Annotated in this window: 21 protein-coding genes and 1 pseudogene; 12 read left to right on the forward strand and 10 right to left on the reverse strand. The window is 68.7% G+C overall.

Translation table 11 applies throughout. From position 1 onward, the window contains the following. A pseudogene (locus tag ACAM49_RS28370) lies at positions 1 to 755 on the forward strand (hypothetical protein); the annotation flags it as partial. A gap of 31 nt (positions 756 to 786) precedes the next feature. Then, on the forward strand, positions 787 to 1,119 hold the full coding sequence (locus ACAM49_RS28375) for a hypothetical protein (RefSeq protein ID WP_369638609.1): 333 nt from the start codon (positions 787 to 789) through the stop codon (positions 1,117 to 1,119). 16 nt (positions 1,120 to 1,135) lie between these two features. Here the strand turns inward: ACAM49_RS28375 and ACAM49_RS28380 are convergent, their stop codons facing one another. Then, a complete protein-coding gene (locus ACAM49_RS28380; protein ID WP_369638610.1) occupies positions 1,136 to 2,305 on the reverse strand; it encodes an acetyl-CoA C-acyltransferase in 1,170 nt (389 codons plus the stop codon). Positions 2,306 to 2,397: 92 nt separating this feature from the next. Here ACAM49_RS28380 and ACAM49_RS28385 point away from each other — a divergent pair, with 92 nt between their 5' ends. After that, the gene (locus tag ACAM49_RS28385; protein WP_369638611.1) at positions 2,398 to 2,898 is read left to right on the forward strand and encodes a winged helix-turn-helix transcriptional regulator; all 501 of its coding nucleotides are present in this window, start codon (positions 2,398 to 2,400) and stop codon (positions 2,896 to 2,898) included. 10 nt (positions 2,899 to 2,908) lie between these two features. Here ACAM49_RS28385 and ACAM49_RS28390 read toward each other — a convergent pair whose 3' ends face one another. Then, entirely contained in the window at positions 2,909 to 3,979 is a 1,071-nt protein-coding gene (locus ACAM49_RS28390) for an ABC transporter ATP-binding protein (RefSeq protein ID WP_369638612.1), read from the reverse strand. Positions 3,980 to 4,118: 139 nt separating this feature from the next. On the opposite strand from ACAM49_RS28390, the gene ACAM49_RS28395 reads away from it, so the two are divergent. The 3 genes from ACAM49_RS28395 to ACAM49_RS28405 are packed head-to-tail and all read left to right on the forward strand — an operon-like array spanning position 4,119 to position 7,477. Beyond that, positions 4,119 to 4,895, forward strand: coding sequence for an LLM class F420-dependent oxidoreductase (locus tag ACAM49_RS28395; protein ID WP_369638613.1), 777 nt, complete (start codon positions 4,119 to 4,121; stop codon positions 4,893 to 4,895). 45 nt (positions 4,896 to 4,940) lie between these two features. Next, positions 4,941 to 6,755: an ABC transporter substrate-binding protein/permease gene (locus ACAM49_RS28400; protein WP_369638614.1), complete on the forward strand. Its 1,815-nt coding sequence runs from the start codon at positions 4,941 to 4,943 to the stop codon at positions 6,753 to 6,755. Continuing rightward, on the forward strand, positions 6,752 to 7,477 hold the full coding sequence (locus tag ACAM49_RS28405; protein WP_369638615.1) for an amino acid ABC transporter ATP-binding protein: 726 nt from the start codon (positions 6,752 to 6,754) through the stop codon (positions 7,475 to 7,477). Before ACAM49_RS28400 ends, ACAM49_RS28405 begins: the two co-directional genes overlap by 4 nt. Here the strand turns inward: ACAM49_RS28405 and ACAM49_RS28410 are convergent. Together ACAM49_RS28410 and ACAM49_RS28415 are read right to left on the reverse strand one after the other, a co-directional pair. Continuing rightward, positions 7,474 to 8,202 carry a glycoside hydrolase family 25 protein gene (locus tag ACAM49_RS28410; protein ID WP_369638629.1) on the reverse strand — a complete coding sequence of 243 codons (729 nt, stop codon included), beginning with the start codon at positions 8,200 to 8,202 and terminating at the stop codon, positions 7,474 to 7,476. The genes ACAM49_RS28405 and ACAM49_RS28410 overlap by 4 nt on opposite strands. Before the next feature lie 111 nt (positions 8,203 to 8,313). After that, the gene (locus ACAM49_RS28415) at positions 8,314 to 9,654 is read right to left on the reverse strand and encodes a glycogen debranching protein (protein WP_369638616.1); all 1,341 of its coding nucleotides are present in this window, start codon (positions 9,652 to 9,654) and stop codon (positions 8,314 to 8,316) included. Positions 9,655 to 9,872: 218 nt separating this feature from the next. Here ACAM49_RS28415 and ACAM49_RS28420 point away from each other — a divergent pair, with 218 nt between their 5' ends. From ACAM49_RS28420 to ACAM49_RS28430, 3 genes are all read left to right on the forward strand, one after another. After that, entirely contained in the window at positions 9,873 to 10,577 is a 705-nt protein-coding gene (locus ACAM49_RS28420) for an SDR family oxidoreductase (RefSeq protein WP_369638617.1), read from the forward strand. A 138-nt stretch (positions 10,578 to 10,715) separates the two neighbouring features. Further along, the gene (locus ACAM49_RS28425; RefSeq protein ID WP_369638618.1) at positions 10,716 to 11,522 is read left to right on the forward strand and encodes a polysaccharide deacetylase family protein; all 807 of its coding nucleotides are present in this window, start codon (positions 10,716 to 10,718) and stop codon (positions 11,520 to 11,522) included. Between the two features lie 65 nt (positions 11,523 to 11,587). Further along, positions 11,588 to 12,400 carry a polysaccharide deacetylase family protein gene (locus ACAM49_RS28430; protein WP_369638619.1) on the forward strand — a complete coding sequence of 271 codons (813 nt, stop codon included), beginning with the start codon at positions 11,588 to 11,590 and terminating at the stop codon, positions 12,398 to 12,400. 18 nt (positions 12,401 to 12,418) lie between these two features. On the opposite strand, the gene ACAM49_RS28435 is transcribed toward ACAM49_RS28430, so the two are convergent. Next, positions 12,419 to 14,317 carry a helix-turn-helix domain-containing protein gene (locus ACAM49_RS28435; RefSeq protein WP_369638620.1) on the reverse strand — a complete coding sequence of 633 codons (1,899 nt, stop codon included), beginning with the start codon at positions 14,315 to 14,317 and terminating at the stop codon, positions 12,419 to 12,421. Positions 14,318 to 14,521: 204 nt separating this feature from the next. On the opposite strand from ACAM49_RS28435, the gene ACAM49_RS28440 reads away from it, so the two are divergent. Further along, positions 14,522 to 15,829, forward strand: coding sequence for a 3-hydroxybutyrate oligomer hydrolase family protein (locus ACAM49_RS28440; RefSeq protein WP_369638621.1), 1,308 nt, complete (start codon positions 14,522 to 14,524; stop codon positions 15,827 to 15,829). A 22-nt stretch (positions 15,830 to 15,851) separates the two neighbouring features. Further along, positions 15,852 to 17,165 carry a PHB depolymerase family esterase gene (locus ACAM49_RS28445; RefSeq protein WP_369638622.1) on the forward strand — a complete coding sequence of 438 codons (1,314 nt, stop codon included), beginning with the start codon at positions 15,852 to 15,854 and terminating at the stop codon, positions 17,163 to 17,165. 57 nt (positions 17,166 to 17,222) lie between these two features. On the opposite strand, the gene leuS is transcribed toward ACAM49_RS28445, so the two are convergent. Beyond that, positions 17,223 to 20,093 (reverse strand): leucine--tRNA ligase, encoded by a 2,871-nt coding sequence (leuS, locus tag ACAM49_RS28450; RefSeq protein ID WP_369638623.1) that lies wholly within the window; start codon positions 20,091 to 20,093, stop codon positions 17,223 to 17,225. Between the two features lie 101 nt (positions 20,094 to 20,194). On the opposite strand from leuS, the gene ACAM49_RS28455 reads away from it, so the two are divergent. Then, on the forward strand, positions 20,195 to 20,599 hold the full coding sequence (locus ACAM49_RS28455) for an SdpI family protein (protein WP_369638624.1): 405 nt from the start codon (positions 20,195 to 20,197) through the stop codon (positions 20,597 to 20,599). Positions 20,600 to 20,618: 19 nt separating this feature from the next. On the opposite strand, the gene ACAM49_RS28460 is transcribed toward ACAM49_RS28455, so the two are convergent. From ACAM49_RS28460 to ACAM49_RS28475, 4 genes are all read right to left on the reverse strand, one after another. Continuing rightward, complete coding sequence (locus tag ACAM49_RS28460) at positions 20,619 to 21,050, reverse strand: GNAT family N-acetyltransferase (protein WP_369638625.1); 432 nt, start codon at positions 21,048 to 21,050, stop codon at positions 20,619 to 20,621. A gap of 27 nt (positions 21,051 to 21,077) precedes the next feature. Continuing rightward, positions 21,078 to 21,431: a hypothetical protein gene (locus ACAM49_RS28465; protein ID WP_369638626.1), complete on the reverse strand. Its 354-nt coding sequence runs from the start codon at positions 21,429 to 21,431 to the stop codon at positions 21,078 to 21,080. Continuing rightward, on the reverse strand, positions 21,428 to 22,336 hold the full coding sequence (locus tag ACAM49_RS28470) for a DUF692 domain-containing protein (protein ID WP_369638627.1): 909 nt from the start codon (positions 22,334 to 22,336) through the stop codon (positions 21,428 to 21,430). Before ACAM49_RS28470 ends, ACAM49_RS28465 begins: the two co-directional genes overlap by 4 nt. Next, positions 22,333 to 23,337: TIGR04222 domain-containing membrane protein (locus ACAM49_RS28475; RefSeq protein ID WP_369638628.1), on the reverse strand; the 1,005-nt coding region annotated here is incomplete at its 5' end. The genes ACAM49_RS28475 and ACAM49_RS28470, both read right to left, overlap by 4 nt.

Consider the following 23,337-nt stretch of genomic DNA (forward strand, 5'->3'; position numbering starts at 1 on the left):
ATGCGGCGGGTCCGACCCTGCCGAAGGGCGGTCGCCAGAGTCCGCCGCCCCCAACGCCTCCCCAGCCGCCGAGCGGTCCGCCCGGTGCGCCCCGGCGCGGCCCGGTCGATACGGCGGGGCCGACCCTGCCCAAGGGCGGCCGCCAGGCTCCGCCTCCACCCGTGCCGCCCGCGCCACCCAGTGGGTGGCCCGGCGCGCCGCGGCCGAGCGGAGGTGGCGCGGACCCGTACCCCTCCGGCGGTCCCTCACACCCACAGCCGCAGGGTGGTTGGCAGCCCGGGAACGCGGGGGCCGGGAGTCCGCCGCCGGTGGAGGACGACCAGCTGACCATGCCGTCGAAGCTCCCGCCCGCGGAGGCGGCTGCTGCGGCGTTGCCGAAGGCGGTGGGGGAGCGGAAGCCGGTGCGGCGCAAGGATGTCGCGGTGTCGGCGGGGTTGTATCTGGTGGGTGTGGCCGTGGCGTTCGCGTGGGCCTATGACCTGTTCGCGAAGTTGTTCGATCTGGTGCACAACCGGTGTACCGCGAAGAAGGACTTCTCGGTGCAGTGCGTGGTGATCCGGCCGCCCGCTTCGGCGTTGTGGGGGTTGCTGATCGGTGGCGGCGGGATGTTCCTGGCGCTGGTGGGTGCGATGGTGCTGGCGTCGGTGGCGGCCATGACGGGGCGGCGGGCCTGGATCTGGACCGCAATCGCGTTGCCGCTCATCGCCGTCGCGGGCGGCGCCGGGCACATTCTGGTGGCGACCGCGATCAATTGATCGCGCACCCGGAGATTGGCATGCTGGAACGGTGGCCGGATGGAGGCGGCCGCCGATCACGGTCGCGGATTTCCTTGTCACCGTGTTGATCTACGTCGCGGCGTGCGCGGCGGCCTGGGCGGTGGCGGGTTTCGTGCCGGAGTACGCGCGCATGTTCCCGGCCACGGCCGATACCCGCAGGCTCGCCCCGGCCTACGCCGTGGCCTGGGCGGGAATCGCCCTGACGCTCATGGTGGTTCCGCTGTGGACGCTCCACGCCATGTACCTCCGCCAGCGCGCGTGGTCCACCGCATTGGTGGCGTTCCCGCTGCTGGCGGAGGCGTGGGTCCTCGGTCTGCTGACCGCGATAGTCGTGATGTCCTAGCGCGGCCGCGCGTGGATCAGAGGCGTTCGTAGATGGTGGCGTTGGCCAATCCGCCTGCCTCGCACATGGTTTGCAGGCCGTAGCGGGCGCCGCGGTCGTGCATGGCGTGGACGAGGGTGGTGGACAGGCGGGCTCCGGACGCACCGAGCGGGTGGCCCAGGGCGATGGCGCCGCCGTTGACGTTCACCTTCGACAGGTCGGCTCCGGTCTCCCGGGCCCAGGCCAGGACCACCGAGGAGAACGCCTCGTTGACCTCGAATAGGTCGATGTCGGCGAGGTCGAGTCCGGCTCGGCGCAATACCTTTCGGGTCGCGGGGATGACGGCGGTCAGCATGAGCAGCGGATCGTCGCCCGCCACCGCGAAGCTGTGCAGCCGGGCCAGCGGGCGCAGCCCGAGCTGGGCGGCGCGTTCGCTGGTCATGATGAGCGTCGCGGCGCTGCCGTCATTGATCTGGCTGGCATTGGCGGCGGTGATGTTCCAGCCGATCTGCGGGAAGCGCGCCGCCATGGCCTCGTCGTAGTAGGCGGGACGCAATCCGGCCAGGGTTTCCAGGGTGCTGCCGACCCGAATGCCCTCGTCGTACGAGAGCCCGCCATAGGGGGCGATCTGGGCCTCGAAGGCGCCGTCCTTGGTTGCGCGTGCGGCCTTTTCGTGGCTGGCCAGCGCGAACTCGTCGAGCTGGGTGCGGCTCAGCCCCCACTTGGCGGCGATGAGCTCGGCGCTGATGCCCTGCGGCACCAGTCCCTCGGGATAGCGTTCGGCGAAGCCGACCCCGGCGATGTCCTCGGCCCCGATCAGGTTGGCCCCCATGGGAACCCGGCTCATGGACTCCACGCCCGCGGCCACCACGATGTCGTAGGCCCCGGCGATGACGCCCTGCGCGGCGAAGTGGATGGCCTGCTGGCTGCTGCCGCACTGCCGGTCCACCGTGGTGGCCGGCACCGATTCCGGATACCCGGCGGCCAGGGCCGCGCGCCGGGTCAGGTTCGAGCCCTGCTCGCCGACCTGGGTGACCACGCCGCCGATCACATCGTCGATCAGCGCCGGATCGATCTCGGTGCGCCGCACCACCTCCCGCAGGCTGTGGGCGAGCAGATCGGCGGGATGGACGCCGTGCAACGCGCCGGTCGCCTTCCCCTTGCCGATCGGTGTGCGGACCGCTTCGACGATGACTGCGTCTCTCATGACGTTCCTTCCAGCAGCTGGCTTCGTTGCTCTATAGCCAGCGTAGGAGCTGGCCATAGTGGGGGCAAGTCAGCATCTGTATGATGTACGCCATGTCGGCCGTGATGGAAGGAAAGCTCAGCGACCTGAGCGCGTGGAAACCCGAGGACTGCTCGATAGCCAAGGCGATGGACATCGTCGGCACCCGCTCGGCGGTGCTCATGCTGCGCGAGGCGTACTACGGGACGACACGGTTCGACGGATTCGCCGCGCGGGTCGGGATCACCGACGCCGCCGCCTCGACGGCCCTGCGCAAACTCGTCGAGGCCGGGCTGCTCGAGAAGCGGCCGTATCAGGAAGAGGGCAAGCGCACCCGGCACGAATACGTGCTCACCCCAATGGGTTTGGATCTGCTGCCCGCCGTGGTCGCGCTGTGGCAGTGGGGGGACAAGTACCTGCAGGACGGCACCGCGCCCCTGGAGCGGCTCGAGGACTCGACCGGTGAGCCGGTGCGGGTCGAACTCCGCAGCGCGTCGGGAAATCAAGTGTCCCTGGAGAATCTGCGGGTCCGCGTGAACGACGAATGGCGGCGGAAGCACCGCCGCCATTCGTGAGATTCGCCCGTCAGTTCAGGCGACGCCCGTCTTCGGGGTGGAAGAAGTACGTGTGATCCGTGTCCGCGACCAGCGCCAATCGGGTGCCCTTGGCGGGCGGGTTGCGCCAATCCGCGCGCGCCACAATGGTTTCCCCGTCACCGAGGGTGCGGCCGTAGATGTAGGCGTCGGAGCCCAGCTCCTCGACCACGTCCACCTCCATGCCGATGCCCGCGCCGTCGCCGACCGCCTCCAGATGCTCGGGCCGGATGCCGACCACGACGCTGCCGCCGGTGGCCGCGTCCACCGAGCGCGGCAGCGGCAGCGGGCAGCCGCCGAGGGTGACGATGCCGTTGGCGACCGGCAGCGTGAACAGGTTCATGGCCGGGGAGCCCATGAAGCCCGCGACGAACAGGTTGGCCGGGTTCCGGTACAGGTCGCGCGGTGAGGCGCACTGCTGCAGCAGCCCGTCCTTGAGCACCGCCACCCGGTCGCCCATGGTCATGGCCTCGACCTGGTCGTGGGTGACGTAGACGGTGGTGGTGCCGAGCCGGCGCTGCAGCTGCGCGATCTGGGTGCGGGTCTGCACGCGCAGCTTGGCGTCCAGGTTGGACAGCGGCTCGTCCATGAGGAAGACCTGCGGCTGGCGCACGATGGCGCGGCCCATGGCCACGCGCTGGCGCTGACCGCCGGACAGCGCCTTGGGCTTGCGGTCCAGGTACGGCTCGAGGTCGAGCAGCTTGGCCGCTTCCAGGACGCGCTGTTGGCGCTCCTCCTTGGACACCTTGGCCATCTTGAGCGCGAAGCCCATGTTCTCCGCGACGCTCATGTGCGGGTAGAGCGCGTAGTTCTGGAACACCATGGCGATATCGCGTTCCTTGGGTTCGGCCTTCGTGACGTCCTTGTCCCCGATCAGGATTCGGCCGTCGCTCACCTCCTCCAGGCCCGCGAGCATGCGCAGCGAGGTGGATTTGCCACAGCCCGACGGGCCGACGAGAACCAGGAATTCGCCGTCGGCGATCTCCAGGTTCAGCGCGTCGACGGCGGGGGTGGTCGCGCCCGGGTACAGGCGGGTGGCCTGGTCGAAAGTCACCGTTGCCACGGTTTAACACTTCCCTTCACCGGCAGGAACGTGCCGGACGATCCGTTGTAGAGGGTCGGCCCGGAGCTTAGCCGAGGGGCAGAATGGGGCGCAGTGATCATTGAGACCACACGGGGATCACCGAGACCAGGGAGCACCCATGAGCGTTCGTATCGGAGTCCAGCTACAGCCACAGCACGCGCCCGACTACGGATTGATCAGGGACGCGGTGCGGCGATGCGAGGACGCCGGGGTGGACATCGTCTTCAACTGGGACCACTTCTATCCGCTGTACGGGGATCCCGAGGGCGCGCATTTCGAGTGCTGGACCATGTTGGGCGCGATCGCCGAGCAGACCGAGCGGGTGGAGATCGGGGCGCTGGTCACCGGTGGCGGGTACCGGAATCCGGATCTGCTGGCCGATATGGCGCGGACCGTGGATCACATCAGTGGCGGGCGGCTGATCCTCGGTATCGGCGCGGGCTGGTTCGAGAAGGACTACGACCAGTACGGCTACGAATTCGGTACGGCCGGAAGCCGTCTCGCGGGGCTTAAGGACGCCATGGCCCGCATCGCCGACCGGCTGGCCAAGCTGAATCCGCCGCCGGTGCGCGATATCCCCATCCTGATCGGCGGCGGTGGCGAGAAGAAGACGCTGCGGCTGGTCGCCCAGTACGCCGACATCTGGCACAGCTTCTCGGACATCGAGGTGTTGCAGCGCAAGATCGGCATTCTGGGCGCGCACTGCGCCGAGGTCGGCACGGACGCGGCGGCGATCGAGAAGTCGGTGGCCTGGCCGGGCCTCGACCAGGTCGAGGATTACGCGAACGCCGGGGTGACCCTGTTCACCGTCGGCACCGGCGGACCCGACTACGACCTGAGCCGCGTCCTGGAGGCGGTGGCCTGGCGCGACCGGCACAACGAGCAATCGGCGTGAGGGTAACTCTGGATTGACGAACCGCCCCCACTAGGGTGGTTTGTCATGGTTTCCTTGCGCCCGGTCGCGCCACGGCGTCGATGGCTGGCATTCGCGGGAGTTTTGCTGATCGGCCTGCTCGGTACCGTCACCCTCGGTGCCGGCGGGGCCGCGGCCGACGATCGCGATCTGTGTTCTCCACCGGGTCTGGCCGCGGCGAGCGCCGCGCCGACCAATCTGGCGTCCGGGCAGCAGAACGCGGGGGCGGACCGGTTCACCACCGCCACCACCGTTCCGCTGGACAAGATCGACATCGCCAAGCTGGGCCTGCTCACGCCCGGCAAGCTGAGCGTGGGCACGCTCTCGGACGCGCCGCCGAGCATCTGCGTCAACTCCAAGGGCGTGTTCACCGGCTTCGACAACGAGCTGCTGAAGGCGATCGGCGCGAAACTCGGCCTGCAGGTGGAGTTCACCGGCACCGAGTTCGCGGGCCTGCTGGCCCAGGTCGCCAACAACCGCTTCGATGTGGGCTCCTCGAGCATCACCACCACCGACGCGCGGCGGCAGCTGGTGGACTTCACCAACGGCTACGACTTCGGCTACTTCTCGCTGGTGGTGCCGAACGGCAGTGCCATCAAGGGCTTCTCGGATCTGCACCGCGGCAATCGGGTCGGCGTCGTGCAGGGCACCGTGCAGGACGAGTACGTGGTCAACGAACTGCACCTGGATCCGGTGAAGTTCCCCGACTACAACACCGCCTACGCCAATCTGAAGTCCGGCCAGATCGACGCCTGGGTGGCGCCCTCGCAGCAGGCCATCGGCGCCATCAAGCCGGGCGATCCGACCTCGATCGTGCAGAACACCTTCAGCGTCAACAACTTCACCGCCTGGGCGGTGCGCAAGGGCAATCAGCCGCTGACCGACGCCCTCAATGCCGGGCTGGACGCGGTGATCGCCGACGGCACCTACGCCAAGCTCTACGAGAACTGGGTGCCGCGTGAGCTGCCGCCGGGCTGGAAGCCCGGTTCCAAGGCCGCCCCGATGCCGCAGCTGCCGGACTTCGACAAGATCGCGGCCGAGAACGCGGGCAACAAGACCGACAACAGCGCGGTCGCGCCGAAATCCACACTGCGGCAGCTGAAGGACACGTTCTTCGACTGGTCGTTGTACCGCAAGGCCTTCCCGGACCTGTTCAAGACCGGTCTGCCCAATACCCTGATCCTGGCGCTGGTTTCGGGCATCCTCGGCACCGTGATCGGCATGCTGCTCGCGGTGGCGGGCATCTCCCGGACGCGCTGGTTGCGCTGGCCCGCACGGATTTACACCGATATCTTCCGCGGCCTGCCCGCCGTGGTGATCATCCTGATCATCGGCCTGGGCGTGGGACCGGTGGTCAAGAACCTCACCGGCAACAACCCGTACTGGCTGGGCGCGGTGGCGCTGGCGCTGCTGGCGTCGGCCTATATCGGTGAGATCTTCCGCTCCGGCATCCAGTCGGTGGAGCCCGGGCAGCTGGAGGCCGCGCGCGCCATCGGATTCGGCTATCACCGGGCCATGGCGCTGGTGGTCATCCCGCAGGGCGTGCGCCGGGTGCTGCCCGCGCTGATGAACCAGTTCATCGCGCTCATCAAGGATTCCTCGCTGATCTACTTCCTTGGCCTGCTGGCCAGCCAGCGCGAACTGTTCGCGGTGGGCCGGGATCTCAACGCGCAGACCGGGAATCTGTCGCCGCTGGTGGCGGCGGGCCTGGTGTACCTGCTGCTGACGGTGCCGCTCACGCACCTGGTCAACTACATCGACAAGCGCATGCGCGACGGTCGCCCGCCGGCGCCAGAGGACCCGGTCGAACAGGCCGTCATCACGGAAGGGCGTGGAGCATGAGTGCCTCCCTCACCGGCACCGGCCTGCGATTGACGCTGGGCCGCAACGAGATTCTGCGCGGTGTGGACGTGCACGTGGACGCGGGCAAGACCACCACGGTGATCGGCCCCTCCGGCTCGGGCAAGTCCACGCTGCTGCGGGTGCTCAACCGGCTGCACGAACCCGATGCCGGCGACATCCTGCTGGACGGGAAATCGGTGCTGGCCGAGAACCCGGACCGGCTGCGCCAGCGCATCGGCATGGTGTTCCAGCACTTCAACCTGTTCCCGCACATGACGGTGGCGGACAATGTCGCGCTCGGCCCGCGCAAGCTGCACGGGCTGTCCAAGGAGCAGGCGCGCACGCTGGCGGTGCAGCAGCTGGAGGCGGTGGGGCTGGCAGGGAAGGCGGATGCGCGCCCGGCCAATCTGTCCGGCGGGCAGCAGCAGCGCGTGGCCATCGCGCGGGCGCTGGCCATGAAGCCGGACATCATGTTCTTCGACGAGGCCACCTCGGCATTGGACCCCGAGCTCGTCAAGGGCGTACTCGCCCTCATGGCCGAGCTTGCCAAGGGTGGCATGTCGATGGTCGTGGTGACCCACGAAATGGGCTTCGCCCGTTCGGTTTCGGACAAGGTCGTGTTCATGGATCACGGTCAGGTCATCGAAACCGGCACACCGGAACAGCTTTTCGACAGCGCGGAAACACCGCGCCTGCGCCAGTTCCTCTCCCAGGTGCTCTAGCTGCTGCCGCGCCCACTGCCGCTGCCGCTGAACGGCATATTGGCGTAGCCGGCGAAATCGCCCTGGGCACCGCTGTAGACGTTGAGGTCCACGCCCGCGGCGATGCCGTTGATCGACCCGGAATCGGTGGTCTGCCAGAAGGTCCAGGCGGGCCACCCGCCGGGGACCTCGGGCTGGTCATTGCCGCGGTAGTCGGCGATCCACAGCGGGTACGAGGTGAACTGATTGGTATCGGCCATGGCCGTCCGCCAGAAGCGCGGATAGGTGTAGATGATCGGACGGCGACCGGTCATGGCCTGCACGGTATTCAGATACCGGTGCGTCCAGTCGATGAGGGCGTCCGGCGGCAGCCCGCCGGAATCCTCGAGATCCAGCACCGGCGGCAGGTCCAGCAGGCCGTTCTGGCCCAGCACCATGGCCGAATAGAAGGCGGCCTGGAGTTCGGGCGGCAGGTTCGGGCGCGCGAAATGGTATGTGCCCCGGGCGACTCCAGCCACCCGCATGGCCAGGCTGTCCTGCACGAAATAGGGGTTCACGTAGTCGAGCGCCTCGGTCGCCTTGAGCATGGCGAACTGGTATCCGGCCGCGCGCACGCCGAACCAGTTGATGCCGCTGCCGCCGGGGTGCTGATACGAGGCCACATCCGGGCCCTGGATATCGGCGCTCGCCACCCCGGCTGGGGTTGCCAAGAGAATGCCAGCGGTCGCGGTAACTACCACTTTCATCAGGCTTCGTCCGGTCATGCCGGAAAAGACTAGGCCGACCAGTCTCTATAGCCGTGAAAGCGCGGCTGTGATGTTCGCCAATCGTTAGCTCGAATCCGGTTCGGCGCCCGCTCAACCCAGCCAGTCCAGCACCGATGCCGCCGTCCAGGACTGCTGCATGCTGCCCAGCGGCTCGCCGGTGAAGGGTTCGTAGTACTCGGCGAAGCTGCCGTCGCTGGCCTGCCGCAACCCCTCGGCGCGCAGCATGAACGAGCGCTCGGCCCAGCCGCGCCGCGCGAACACCCAGGAGAACAGCCAGCTGATCACCGGCCACACCGGCCCGCGCCAGTACTCCCGGGAGCGGAAGTCCCGCGCCACCGGCGAGGTCGAGGGTGGCAGCGCGTAGCGCAGATCCGGATGTCCGCACCAGCGCGGCCCCTCGAACAGCCGCAGCAGCCGCCGCTCCGCGTCGCGCGGCAGGCCGCCGCACAGCAGCGGTGCGAAGGAGGCGAGAGTCTCGGTCTCGATCCACTTCTCCGCGCGCACATCGTAATCGCGGGCCACGCCCGAGCGCGCGTCCGTCGTCGCGACCACACCCGAGCGGAAGTAGTCGGCCCACTCGTAGAGCTCGCGTACGTCCGCGTGCGGCTGCTTGTAGTCCTCGCCGATATTGGCCAGCACATCGCAGGCCAGCGCGAAGATGGCGGTGACGAACACGTCCTCGACGGCAAAGCTCATGGTCGAGGCCAGCTGGTAGTCGTCGTAGCCGGCCCGGCGCATCTGCTCGACCAGCCACAGGTAGCGGTCGTACTCGCGATCCGAGGGCCGCTGCGTGGGATCGCCCACCACCTGCGTGTCGGCGCGCTCGTAGGGCGGCAGGTCCGGGCCGGGAATCACGTTCTCGTAGGCGCGATCCCAGCGCGGCGAGTTGTCCATGCCCGATTCCCAGCCGTGGTACAGCGTGATGCGGCCGTGCTGCTTGGGGTCGCGGGCGTAGGCCAGCCAGCGGTGCCAGCGCATGAGATCGGGCCAGCGCCGGTTCAGGAAGTCCTCGGCCACCGCGCGGGTGCTGCGGCCGTGGCGGCGCGAGTGGTCCAGGATCCGTTGCACCGCAATGGCATGCACGGGCGGCTGGGTGATGCCGGAGGTGTCGGGACCGTCCGGCGCGTCGGCGGCCAGGCGGCGGCACTCCCAGCGGGCGGGCCCGGGGAAGTACCCGTCCACGCCATTGGCGAAGACGATGTGCGGGATCATCCCGTTGCGCCACTGCGCCGAGAGCAGGGTGTCGAGTTCGAGGGCCGCCCGCTCCACGCTCAACGGCGCCAGGCCGACCGCCACGAAGGCCGCGTCCCAGCTCCACATGTGCGGATACAGCTTGGGCGCGGCACTGGTCATGGTGCCCAGGTCGTTGCCGCGCAGCAGATAGGCCGCGCGGGCCGCGAGCTGGGTGGGCGTGAAACCGGGGTGGGACATCGCCCTATTCTGCGCCGGAACCCGCAGGTATGCGCGATGGGGCGGTGGCCCGCCGGGGTTGCTGGACGGCACGGCGTAGGTTATGGCCCGCGCTGGTTGGCTGGAGGATGACTCCTGGTCGCCAGATTGCACTTCGTTCGCCTTACTCGTGAATCAGCTAGCGGTGGTGTGCCCGACCGGAGCATCGCAGGCGCGGGGCACGCGGTTACGGTGAATCCATGGCGAATTCCGCGAAGACCAGCATCGACCGCCCCACCGCGCTGATCACCGGGGCCAGCCGGGGGCTCGGCGCGGCCATCGCGCGGGAACTGGCCCCCACGCATCGGCTGCTGCTGGGCGCGCGCACGCCGGAGGCCCTCGGGCCGATCCTGCGTGAGCTGCCGGACAGCGCCGGATGGCCGGTCGACCTCACCGACTACGCCGCGGTGGCGGGCGCGGTGGCGGACATCGAACGACTGGATGTGCTGGTTCACAATGCCGGAATCGCCGACCTGGGAACGATAGCCGATTCGTCGGTGGCGCAGTGGCGGAATACGTTGGAAGGCAACCTGATCGCGGTCGCGGAGTTGACCAGATTGTTGCTGCCCGCGCTGCGCGCCGCCAAAGGCCATGTGGTGCTGATCAATTCGGGTGCGGGTTTGCGCGCCAACGCGGGGTGGGGCGTGTACGCGGCGAGCAAGTTCGGGCTGCGGGCCTTCGGGGACGCGCTGCGGCTCGAGGAGCCCGAACTCCGTGTCACATCGGTACATCCGGGCCGCATCGACACCGACATGCAGCGCGAGATCATCGCGGGGGAGGGGTGCGAGTACGACCCGCGCGAATTCCTCACCGCCGAGACCGTCGCACGGGCGGTGCGCAATGCCGTCGAGACGCCGCGGGACGCGCATCCTACCGAGATCGTGCTGCGTCCGATAGCACGCTGAGAGTAGCCTTAATTTCTCCGCTGAATTCAAATCATTTCGCACAGATTTCGTGTTCAGTTCACGACTCCTGGATATAAAGGATGCGCCCTGCGAGGGAGGCACGGCGCAAAGATATATATCTCGGAGTGATTGACACGTATGGATAGACGACAGTTGCTCGCATTGCTCGCCGCGGGTACTGCGACGGCCCTCACGGGCTGCTCCTCCGACCCCTCCCCTCACAAGGTCACCCCCCGGATCAGCGGACCGGTACCGACGACCGCGACCTCGGCGGCCGCTCAGGCGCAGACCCTGCCGCCACCCGCGGCGGCGGCCAAGCACGCGATTCCGGCCGGGACCATAACCGCGCTGCCGGGGACCGGCAGCAATTTGGCGCTCACCGTCGATGACGGCGCCAGTTCGGAAGTGGTCGGCGCGTACATCAAATTCGCGAAGGACACCGGGGCGCGGTTCACATTCTTCGTCACCGCCTATTACGACTCCTGGACCGCCCATCGCGCCGAGTTGCGGCCGCTGGTGGAGTCCGGCCAGATCCAGCTGGGCAATCACACCTGGGACCACCCGGACCTGCTGAAGCTGTCCGCGAGCGAGGTGTCCGCGCAGCTGAGCAAGGCAAAGGCGTTTCTGCACAACAACTTCGGGGTGGATGGGACGCCGTATTTCCGGCCCCCGTTCGGCCGCCACGATGCTACGGTCGACAAGGTGGCGGCGGAACTCGGGTACACGGTCCCCACCATGTGGTACGGCTCGCTGTCCGACTCCGGTGTGATCACCGAGGACTATCTGATCGAGTGCGCGCGAAAGTATTTCAACGCGCAGGCCATCGTCATCGGGCACGCCAACCATCCCCCGGTCACGCACTGCTACGGCCGGTTGGTCGACATCATCCGCGAGCGCAAGCTGTCACTGGTGACGCTCAACGACGTGCTGGTGTCGCCCGCGTAGCCGGGACCGGTTTGGGGAGTGGACTTTCCGGCAGCGGTGCCGGAGATGAGGGAATGAGGTTCGACATGGACAGGCGAGCGCTGCTGACAATGCTGGCGGCGGGAACGGCCGCCACGCTGCTGGGCACCGGGGAATCCCGCGCCGACTTCCCCTTCGACACCGGATCCTCCGGCATCATTCCGCAAATCCCGGGACTGCCGCAGATTCCGGGGCTGCCGCAGATATTGCCGCCGAATTTCGGACCCAAGACGCCGATCGGGCCGGGCACGATCAACGCGCTGCCCGGCGACGGAAACCACATGGCGCTCACCATCGATGACGGGGCCAGCTCCGAAACTATCCGGGGGTTCATCGATTTCGCCCGGAACTCGGGGGCGCGGCTCACCTTCTTCGTGACCGCGTACTACCCCGGCTGGCTCGAGCACCGGGATGTGCTGCGGCCCCTGGTCGATTCCGGCCAGATCCAGCTGGGCAACCACACCTGGGACCATCCGGACCTGACCCGGCTCTCCGGCGGCGCTATCGCCGACCAGCTGAACCGGTGCAAGGACTTCCTCTGGAACCAGTACGGCACCGACGGCACCCCGTACTACCGGCCGCCCTTCGGCCGCCACAATGGCGGCGTGGACGCGGTCGCCGCCGACTGCGGCTACACCGTCCCGACCATGTGGTACGGCAGTCTGAGCGACACGAGCGCGGTGATCAACGAGGACCTGCTGCTGAATGCCGCGCGGCAGTGGTTCCGCGCCCAGTCCATCGTGATCGGGCACGCCAACCGGCCGACGGTCACCCACATCTACGACCAGCTCCTGGACATCATCCGGGAGCGAAACCTGCAGCTGGTCACCCTCAACGACGTGCTGCTCCCGCCGGGCTAGCCGCCGAGGACCTGCGAATCAGCCGGTGAACACGGCGGATTCGCGGAGCCGGTGCAGGCGCAGGGCCAGCTGGATCTCCAGCGCGCGATCGGGATGCTGCCAGCCCTCACCGAGCAATCCGGCGATCCGGTCCAGGCGCTGGGTCACCGTATTCACGTGCACGTGCAGCTGTTTGGCGCTGCCACTGAGACTGCAGCCGTTGGCGAAATAGGTCTCCAGGGTGTGGACGAGCTCGGTGCGGCGGCGGCGATCGTATTCGACGACCGGCCCGAGGGTCCGGTCCAGGAAACCGGGCGCGTCGGCGTCATCGCTGATCAGCAGGCCGACAAAGCCCAGATCGGCCGCGCTGGAGGAGGATCCGGTGCGGCCAAGCGCGTGCAGCACCCGGACGCAGCGCACGGCCTCGCGGTAGGCGGCCTCGGCGGCGGTGGGCAACTCGACCGGTCCCGCACCCGCGACCGTGGCGCGGGCGCCGAGCGCCGCCGCCAATTCCCGGCCGAGGAGATCGGCGGTGGCGGCGGCATCCGCGCCGGGCAGCAACAGCACGGTGTGCTCACCTCGCGTCGCCGCCAGCCCGTGGTGCGACATGCCGTAACCCGTAGTCCAGGTGGCCATCCGGCGATGCTCACCGTGATCGACCACGACCAACACATGGGGTCGCCCAAGATCGATGCCCAGCAGGGCGGCGCGGTTCTCCAGGGTCGCGCGATCGGCGACCCGCCCGGCCAGCAGATCGTCGAGCAGCTCGCCGCGCACCCGGCCCTCGGCCTCGGCGATGCTGCGGCGGAACAGCAACAGCAGCGCGGTGACCAGCGCCGCGCGTTCCAGAATGCGCTGATCGGAGGAGGACAGCGGGTCCGGATGGTGCAGCACCAGCGTGCACAGCGGTTCGGCGCCCGCACCGCCGGGCGCGGCCCAGAGCTCCTTCAGCTGCGCGGTGCGCCCGAGTTGCGCTGCGGCGGAGGTGATCTCGGTCAGCAGCGGATGGTCGTCGAGTTCCCGGTGCGGGCCGCCGTCGGGTGCCTCGGCCAGCCCGATCCGGCGGCCGTCGGCGTCGAGCACCAGCAGCGCGCCGCCGAGGATATCGGCGGCGACCGCGGCGACATCGTCCACGCCGCCGCCGCGCACCACCACATCGGTCATCCGGTCGTGGGCCCGCGCGGCCCGGTCCACGGTGTTGTAGTGGGCGTGCATGGCCTCGTTCGCCGCACTCAATTCGGCCAGCGCCGTGCGGGTTTCGGTGAGCAGCCGCGCCGAGTCCAGGGCGATGGTGGCGTGCGCGGCCAGCGAGGACAGCAGCGCGATCTCCTCCGGCGCGTACGGGCGGGCATCGCGATGCGAGGCGAACAGCACGCCGATCACCCGCTCGCCCAGCTTCATCGGCACCCCGAGGATGGCCACGATGCCCTCGTCGCGGACCGCGTCGTCGATTCCGGAGGTGTGGTGGAAACGCTGATCGGCGAAGTAGTCCGGGGTGCAGTAGGGCATGCCGGTCTGCTGCACCAGACCGCCCAGCCCCGCGCCCATGGGCAACCGGCAGGCCCGGAAGGCCGGTGAGCCGGAGCCGTCGGTGACCCGCATGTAGGTGTCGCCGCGTTCGGGATCGGGCAGCGTCATGTAGGCGATATCGGAGCGCAGCAGGCGGCGCGCGCGATGCACGATGGCGCGCAGCACGGCGTCCACGTCGCGCAGCCCCGCGAGATCGCTGGCGGTGTCGAACAGGGCGGCCAGTTCGGTCTCGCGGCGGGTGCGCCGCTCCAGCAGCGCCCGCACCCGCAGCGCCGACAGCTTCGCCGCCTCCAGCGCGGCGAGTTCGGCCGCGGGCGCACCGGCGGCACGGGCCTCCAGCAGGGGAGCTTCGAATTCGACGGCCGGAGCTTCCCGCTCGAGCAATTCCAGGAAGATCTCGCAGGTCATGGCGAGACATTCTGGCCCAATATGCGGCCGGGCGGGCGCGAATGCCATGTGGGGTTCCCACATAGTGGTGGTCCTCTGTATCTGCTTGTCCCACATAAGGTGACCGCCACCACATTCGCACCCGGAAATGTGGGGTGCACCCACCTGGCCGTCGCCGTGGCCGCTGAACAGACTTTCCGGCATTTCCGCTCGAGAAGGAGCCCGATGCCGCATCAAGTACGCGCCGCCACCGTGGCGGCCGCCCTCGTGGTCGCGGGGACCATCGCCACAGCGGTGTCCTCCGGCGAACCGACCGGCTGTGCCGCGCCCCCGGTGATCGGCGCGCAGACCCAGATCTCCGCCTGCCTCTCGGATCTGACCACCGCGGGCACGGTCGCCACCGGCCACACCGTGCCCGCCGATTGGGCCGGGCTGCACCCGGCCGGGGCGCGCAATCCCAGCGGGGTTCCGGGCATCCAGATCGACGGGTACTTCCCCGACAACTCCACCACCAACGCCAACCACGGCTGGAATCACGACAGCCAGTTCGTAATTCGGCTCCCCGAGCACTGGAACGGTGGACTGGTGGTGAGCGGGTCGCCGGGCAACCGGCGGCAGTACGCCAACGACTTCGTCATCTCCGACTGGGTGCTCGCGCAGGGGTATGCCTTCGCGGCCACCGACAAGGGCAATACCGGCGCGGACTTCTTCCGCGACGATGCCGCGCCCGGTGACGCCATGGCCGAATGGAACAGTCGCGTCACGCAATTGACGGTCGCGGCGCAGGCCACGGTGTTGCAGCGCTACGGGCGGCCCGCCGGGCACACCTACATGGCCGGACTGTCCAACGGCGCGTATCTGGTGCGCTGGCAGCTGGAGAACGCGCCCTGGCTCTACGACGGCGGGGTCGACTGGGAGGGCACCCTGTGGACGGATGTGGATAACCCGCTGACCTTCCTTCCGCCCGCCATCGCGAATTATCCGGCCTCGCAATCGGATCCGGCCGCCCGGGACGCCATCGTGGCCGCCGGGTTCGCGGCCGAGTCCCGGCCGCTGTGGGAGTACCACGACAAGACCTATTGGGAACTGACCCAGCGCATCTACCGCCAGGAATTCGATCCGTCCTACCCGGGTTCCGACGCCGATTACGATTTCGCGTCCCGGCCGCGCGCGGTCCACGACGCGGTGGCCAGAATCTCGCTCACCGGCCGAATCCAGAAGCCGCTCCTCACCATTCACGGCACCCTGGACACCCTGCTGCCCATAGGCCACGACTCCGACGTCTATGCCGCCATGATCCGCGACCAGGGCCGCGCCGACCTGCACCGGTACTACCGCATCGAGGGCGGCAATCACGTCGACGGCCTCTACGACACCCATCCGAACCTGCTGCGCCCGATGCTGCCCTGCTTCCGCAGCGCCTTCACCGCACTCGAATCCTGGACCGCCGCCGGGCAACTCCCGCCGCCGGACGCGACCGTGCCCCGAACTCCCGCCGACGACCCGGCCAACAGCTGTGCCCTGGGCAACTGAGCCCCACCCCCGAGGAATCCCGATGAAATTTGGTAATGCCCTGTCCGCCTTGGCCATAGCGGCCGGTCTGGCGGCGATCACCGCGAGCGTGGTGACCGCAGCCGTCCCCAATCCCACCCCGGATACCCTGCGCGGCTACAACATCAGCGACACCTACGTCTCCGGCGTCTCCTCCGGCGGCTACATGGCCAATCAGCTGCATGTCGCCTACTCCAGCGTCTTCGCCGGCGCGGGCATCTTCACCGCCGGTCCCTACCGCTGCGCCGGGGACTACGACTACGCGGTCCGGGCGCAGAACTCCTGCATGCAGAACGGCGCGGGACGCCAAACACCTGCGCAATTGGAAGCGGCAACAAGGGATCTGGCGAACCAGGGCAAGGTCGACGCCGTCTCCAACCTGTCCGGTTCGCCGGTGTACCTGTACCACGGCACCAACGACAAAACCGTGCTGCAGGCCGTCAACGACGATCTCGCCACGTACTACACGGATTTCGGCGCGGACGTCACCTACAACAAGTCGAGCGGGGCCGGGCACTCGTGGGTGAGCCCGCTGGGCCCGGTGAGCTGCGCGGACACCACGTCACCGTTCATCAACAACTGCGGCAACGATCCCGAGAAGGAGATGCTCGCCAAGTTCTTCGGCTCCGTGAGCGCCCCCGCCTCCACCCTGAACGGCAAGCTGATCCAGTTCGACCAGAACGCTTACGTCCCCGGCGGCAGCGCGAGCGCGATCAGCATGGACGACAAGGGATTCGTCTACGTCCCGCAGTCCTGCGCCGACGGCGCCGGCTGCCGACTGATGGTCGCACTGCACGGCTGCAAGCAGGGCTACAACTACCAGGGCTTCGGCAACACCTTCATGAAGGACGCCTACCTCAACGAATACGCCGACACCAACAACATGATCGTCCTGTACCCGCAGGCGATTCCGGCCAGCACCGCGAGCATCACCAATCCCAACGGCTGCTGGAACTGGTGGGGCTACGGCGGGGACGCCGCCTACGCCTGGCACGGCGGCAAACAGATGGACGCCATCATGGCCATGGTCCACAAGCTCAGTGGCGGAACGACTCCGCCGACGACCACCACGACGGCCCCGCCCACCACGACCACGACCGTGCCCCCGACCACGACCGTCCCGCCCACGACCACGACGACTACGCCCGCGCCGACCTGCGTGACCGCGAACAACTACGCGCACGTCCAGGCGGGCCGCGCCCACCAGTCGCTGGGCACCGCCTACGCCAACGGCTCGAACCAGAACCTCGGCCTGTGGAATACCTACGTAACCAGCACGATCAAGGAGACCAGCCCGGGCTACTGGGAAAAGTGCTGAGCCACAGATGAAAACGGCCCGGTGCGCACTGCGCACCGGGCCGAATTCGTTCGAGCGTCAGGCGACGATGTTCACCAGTCGGCCCGGCACCACGATGATCTTGCGAGGTGCCTTGCCGCCCAGCAGTTCCGCGATCTTCTCGTCGGCCAGGGCGGCGGCCTCGACCGCGGCCTGGTCGGCGTCGGCCGGGACGCTGATGCGGGCGCGGACCTTGCCGTTGACCTGGATCGGGTACTCCACCGAATCCGCCACCAGCAGAGCCGGATCCGCGACCGGGAACGGGCCGTGGGCCAGGGCGGTGGGGTGGCCCAGGCGTTCCCACAGTTCCTCGGCCACGTGCGGGGACATCGGGGCCAGCATCAGGACCAGCGGCTCGACCAGCGACCGCGGCGCACCGTCGCCGTAGTTCTTGGTCAGGTAGTTGGTCAGCTCGATCAGCTTGGCGCCCGCGGTGTTGTCGCGCAGGTTGGCGTAGTCGTCGTCGACGCCGGCGATGGTCTTGTGCAGCACGCGCAGGGCCTCGGCCGACGGTTCGGCGTCGGTGACCTTCAGCGCGCCGGTCTCCTCGTCCACCACCAGTCGCCACACGCGCTGCAGGAAGCGGTGCGCGCCGACGACGTCCTTGGTGGCCCACGGGCGCGAGGTGTCCAGCGGACCCATCGACATCTCGTAGAAGCGGAAGGTGTCCGCGCCGTACAGATCGCACATCTCGTCGGGGGAGATGGCGTTCTTCAGCGACTTGCCGATCTTGCCGTACTCCTGGAAGACCTCCTCCTCCACGCCGGAGGCATTGGTCCAGAAGAACTTTCCGTCCCGCTCCACGATCTCGGCGGCGGGCACGTACGCCCCGCGCGCGTCGGTGTAGGCGAAGGCCTGGATGTAGCCCTGGTTGAACAGGCGGCGGTAGGGCTCGTAGCCGGAGACGTCACCCAGATCGAACAGGACCTTCTGCCAGAAGCGTGCGTACAGCAGGTGCAGCACCGCGTGCTCCACACCGCCGACGTACAGGTCGACGCCGCCCGGATCCTTCGGGCCGTGCTCGGCCGGGCGCGGGCCCAGCCAGTACTGCTCGTTCTCGGGGGCGCAGAAGACCTTGTCGTTGGTCGGATCCGCGTAGCGCAGCTGGTACCAGGAGCTGCCCGCCCAGTTGGGCATGACATTGGTGTCGCGGCGGTACCGCTTGGGCCCGTCGCCCAGATCCAGTTCGACGTTCACCCAGTCGGTGGCCTTGGCCAGCGGCGGGGAGGGCTCGGAGTCGGCGTCGTCCGGATCGAAGGTGACCGGGGCGAAGTCGTCGATCTCCGGCAGCTTCACCGGCAGCATGGATTCCGGCAGCGCGTGCGGCGCGCCGTCCTCGTCGTAGACGATGGGGAACGGCTCGCCCCAGTAGCGCTGGCGGGCGAACAGCCAGTCGCGCAGCTTGTACTGGACGGTCCCGCGGCCGTGGCCGTCGGACTCCAGCTGGGCGATGACGGTGGCCTTGGCGGTCTCGACGTCCAGGCCGTCCAGGTAGCCGGAGTTCACCAGCGGGCCGTCACCGGTGTACACGGCCTGCGAGACATCGCCGCCCGCAACGACTTCCACGATCGGCAGGCCGAAGGCGGAGGCGAACTCCCAGTCCCGGGCGTCGTGGCCGGGGACGGCCATGATCGCGCCGGTGCCGTAGCCGCTCAGCACGTAGTCGGCGATGAAGATCGGCACGCGCGCGCCGTTGACCGGGTTGGTGGCGTAGGTGCCCAGGAAGACGCCGGTCTTCTCCTTGTTCTCCTGGCGCTCCAGATCGGACTTGGCCGCGATCGACTTGCGGTACGCCGCAACGGCTTCCGCCGGGGTGTCGGAACCGAAGGTCCAGCGGGCGTCGGTGCCCGACGGCCAGGACGCGCCGGTCAGCTTGTCGACCAGCGCGTGCTCGGGGGCCAGCACCACGTAGGTCGCGCCGAACAGGGTGTCGGGGCGGGTGGTGAAGACCTCGATCAGATCCGAGCCCGCCTCGAACTTGACCTGCGCGCCCCGCGAGCGGCCGATCCAGTTGCGCTGCATGGACTTCACATTGTCCGGCCAGTCCAGCTCGTCCAGGTCGTCGACCAGGCGGTCGGAGTAGGCGGTGATGCGCATCATCCACTGCCACAGGCGCTTACGGAACACCGGGAAGTTGCCGCGCTCGGAGCGGCCGTCCGCGGTGACCTCCTCGTTGGACAGCACGGTGCCCAGGCCCGGGCACCAGTTGACCATCGAATCGGTCTGGTAGACCAGGCGATAGGAGTCGATCAGCGCATTGCGCTCGGCCGGGGTGCGCTCGGCCCAGGAGCGGCCCTCCACGGGATTGCGCTTGCCGGTCTCGAATTCGGTGATCAGCTCGTCGATCGGGCGCGCCTTGCCCAGACCCTCGTCGTACCAGGCGTTGTAAATGCGCAGGAAGATCCACTGCGTCCACCGGTAGTACTCCGGATCGGTGGTCGCGAACGTCCGCCGCCGGTCGTGGCCCAGGCCCAGCCGGTCCAGCTGGCGCTGCATGGTCGCGATGTTCGACATGGTGGTGTCGCGCGGATGCGCGCCGGTCTGCACCGCGTACTGCTCGGCGGGCAGGCCGAAGGCGTCATAACCCAGGGCGTGCAGCACATTCCGGCCGTGCATGCGGTGATAGCGCGCGAACACGTCGGTGGCGATATAGCCCAGCGGGTGCCCGACGTGCAGGCCCGCGCCCGACGGGTACGGGAACATGTCCTGGATGAACAGCTTGTCGGCGGGCGTCTCGCCCTGCAGCGGGCCGACCGGATTCGGCGCGTAGAAGCTGCCGCGCTCCTGCCAGTTGGCCTGCCACTTCTGCTCGATACGCCCGGCGAGGTCGGCGTTGTAGCGGTGTGCGGGAACGTCGCCGCCCCCACCCGCGGTCGCGGTGGGCGTCTCGGATGTACGGGAGTCCTGCACGGTCCTGCCTTCTTTGTCCAGCCAATCCCCGATAAGGTCGCCCACCAGCGTAAAACGTGGCCATCCCCAGGCCCAAAAAGGGTAGGGGTACCGTTTACCGGGTGTTCGTCGTGGCGCTGATCCTCTTTGTCCTCGCGGCTGTGGCCGTGGTCACGGGTGTGCTCGGGCTGACCGGCACCCTTCCCGGTAACCGGTACTTCGGCGTGCATTCGGAGGCGGCGGTGAAAACCGAGGAGGCCTTCAAGCTGGCCAACAAGGTGGCCGCGCCGACCTCCATCGTGGCCGGGCTGCTGCTCGCCGCCAGCGGTGCGGTCGTGATCGTGGCGGGCGGGTTCCCCGCGCTGATCGTCGCGGTGGTGTCCGTGGTGATCGCGTTGTTCACCCTCGGCGCGGGCGCCGCGGCCGCCGAAAAGGCGCTCGCCACCGCGTTCCCCGAGGAGAAGGTCGGCGGATGCGGCAGCGCCTGCGGCTCCTGCTCGCTGCGCGACGCCTGCGAGCCCGCGTAATTCGCCTCGCGACCGGAGGTCAGTTCGCGACCGACCGGCGCATCCAGATGTGCGGGATGCCCGCGTCCATGCCGATCTCGCCATACGCCTCGTAGCCGAGCTTCTCGTAGAAGCCGCGCGCGTGCGTCTGCGAATGCAGTTCGACCGAACCCAATCCGCGCTCGCGCACCCGGTCCTCGATGGCGCGCACCAGGGCCGCCCCGAGCCCGGTGCCGCGCGTCTCCTCCAGCACCGCCAAGCGGCCGAGCACGCCAACGCCGTCGCGCACGATCAGGCGTCCGGCCCCGACGGGCTTGCCGTCCAGCCGGGCCAGGAAATGATCGGCGACCTCGTCGAGCTCATCGATCTCGATCTCCGCGGGCACGCCCTGCTCATCGACGAACACCCGCATGCGCACGGCATAGGCGTCGGCTAGTTCCTGTTCGGTGCTGACGGTGACGACCTCGATCATGTGATCAGCATGCCTGAGTGTCCGAGGTCACTTGCCGAGTGTTCGCCACGGCAGTCGCGCACGCGCACCGCGTTTCGGGATCGGGTCGGGCAGGCCGAACTCGCGGGCGAAGGCGACGGCGTCGTCCACGGTGGTCGTCTTCGGCCGGGTCCGCGCCCAGTCGAGATAGCGCGCGGTGAAATCCGGGCCGACGGCATGCGCGAGGCGTGGGAAGCGCCGCCGCACCTCGTCGGCCCGCTTGTGCAGCAGGCCGTGCGCGGTCGCGGCCAGATCCTGCGCGTCGAAGCCCGCCGGGGTGTCCGCACCGGCCACCAGCGCCCGCACCAGCGCCTCCTGCCGCTGCGCGAGTGTCCCTGCCGCCTCGGGGTTCTCGCCGTTCATGCCGACAACGGTTCGGAGCGCAGGGTGATCGCACCGCGCTCCGCCGCGGTCGCGATGGCGTTGAGCTCGGCGATGAGTTCGCTTGCGGGCGGGTAGTTTCCGTCCCGCTCGAGCATGAGGGGAGTCGGTCGCCCCGGCGCGAATTCGGCGACCAGAGCCAGCACCTCAGCGGGAATCGGGTGCACGTGGGTGTCTATGTAGCGACCGCCGGATTCGTGGCCGCCCGCGATATGGCAGTAGGCCAGGCGCTCGGTCGGCAGGCGCAGCAACTCGGTGAGCGGGTCACGGGAGGTGTTGCGGGCGTTGGCGTAGACGTTCGCGATATCGAGCAGCAGGTAGACGCCGGTGCGCTCGACGAGTTCCTGGAGGAACTCGGCCTCGGTATATTCGGCGTCCGGCCATTCGAACAGCGCGGCGATGTTCTCCACCGCGAGCGGCACATCGAGATTGCGCATCACCCGGAAGATATTGCGCTCCAGCACATCCAGGGCCTCGCGGGTGCGGGGGAGCGGCAGCAGGTGCCCGGCCTCCATGCCGCCCGCACGCACGAACGCGATGTGCTCGCTCACCAGCGGCGAGCCGAGCGCCCGCGCGCATTCGGCCAGATGCGCGGCCCGCGCGTCGTCGAAACCCTCCGCACTGCCGAGCGACAGGGAAATCCCGTGCGGGACAGCCGGAATGCCCCGACGCACCAGTTCCTCGAGCTCCTCGGGAACGGCGATCCCCGGTCCCGCGCCGCCGCGACCGCGCCAGGTGGTGATCCCGCGTCGCCCGGAGTCCTTGGCCGCCAAGGATTCCGCGATGACCTCGCAGAATCCGATGCCCTCCAGATCCGCGAGAATCCCGCAGATCTCGCGCCGCCAGCCGATGCCCAGCGCCCCGGCCGGGAGTGGCGACCCGGTCATCCGCCGCACCCGCCGCCACCGCAACCGCTGCCGCAGCTACTGCCGCAACTGCTTCCGCCGCCGCTGTCGCCGGAACTCGTGCTGCAACTCGAGCCGGTGCTGCAGCTGTCGCCGCCCCCGCTCCCGCCGTAGCCGCCGCCGACGACCGCGGTGGCCTGCGCCAGGGCCGGGTCGAGGCTCCACAGCACCCCGGCGCCGAAGAGCGCGGCGGCGAAGGCCGCGCTGTTGGGTCCGTAGGATCCGTAGGAGGGAGCGTTGTTCGGGCGCAGGTGCAGGTGCTGGCTCCGCACGCTGTCGAGGGCATCGCGGCCGCGCTGGGTCAAGCGCGGCGAACGGATCATGAAGCCCGTGGCGACCAGCAGGACGATCAGCGCCAGCACCAGGAATCCGACCTTGTGGTGCGCCGACATGCCGGCGATCAGTCGCACGATGCCGAGGATCAGCAGCGCATCCATCGGAAGGGCGGCCAGGTACAACGCCTTTCGCTGCTTCGGGCCGAAGAGATAACCGCGTTCGGTGAGATCGGCGCGCATGCGCGCCACCGAAAGAATGCCCGCCGCACGCAGATCCGTCATGCTGCGCTGCTCCGACCCCAGCAGATGCCGGAACAGCGCGTTCGAGACGGTGTCGAGCCAGCGCTGGTCGGCGTCGGTGGGCTGGCGGACCGGCCGCCCGGTGGAGTCGATGAGCTGGTAGCCGCGCAATTGCGCCAGCCCCGCCAGCACCGGCCGCTTGTCATCGACCAGCATGGCGATCTCGCTGGGCCGCAGGCTCGACACCGATTCGGTCGACGGCTCGGTGTGGCCCAGGATGGCGATCCGGCGCGCGAGCGTGAACCCGAACGCCAGCAAGGCCGCGATCGCATAGAAGGTCAGAAAGGTGGGCCCCGATATCCCCCACGTGTCGGGTGCGGCGGCCGGATTCGCGGCCGCGGCGGTCCAAGGGACCATGGCGATTCCACCTCGGGAGTCGTCGAAACTGTCGATCACCACCAGTATCGC

Origin of the sequence: Nocardia sp. JMUB6875 (assembly GCF_041154655.1) — a bacterium.
Taxonomy (GTDB): domain Bacteria; phylum Actinomycetota; class Actinomycetes; order Mycobacteriales; family Mycobacteriaceae; genus Nocardia.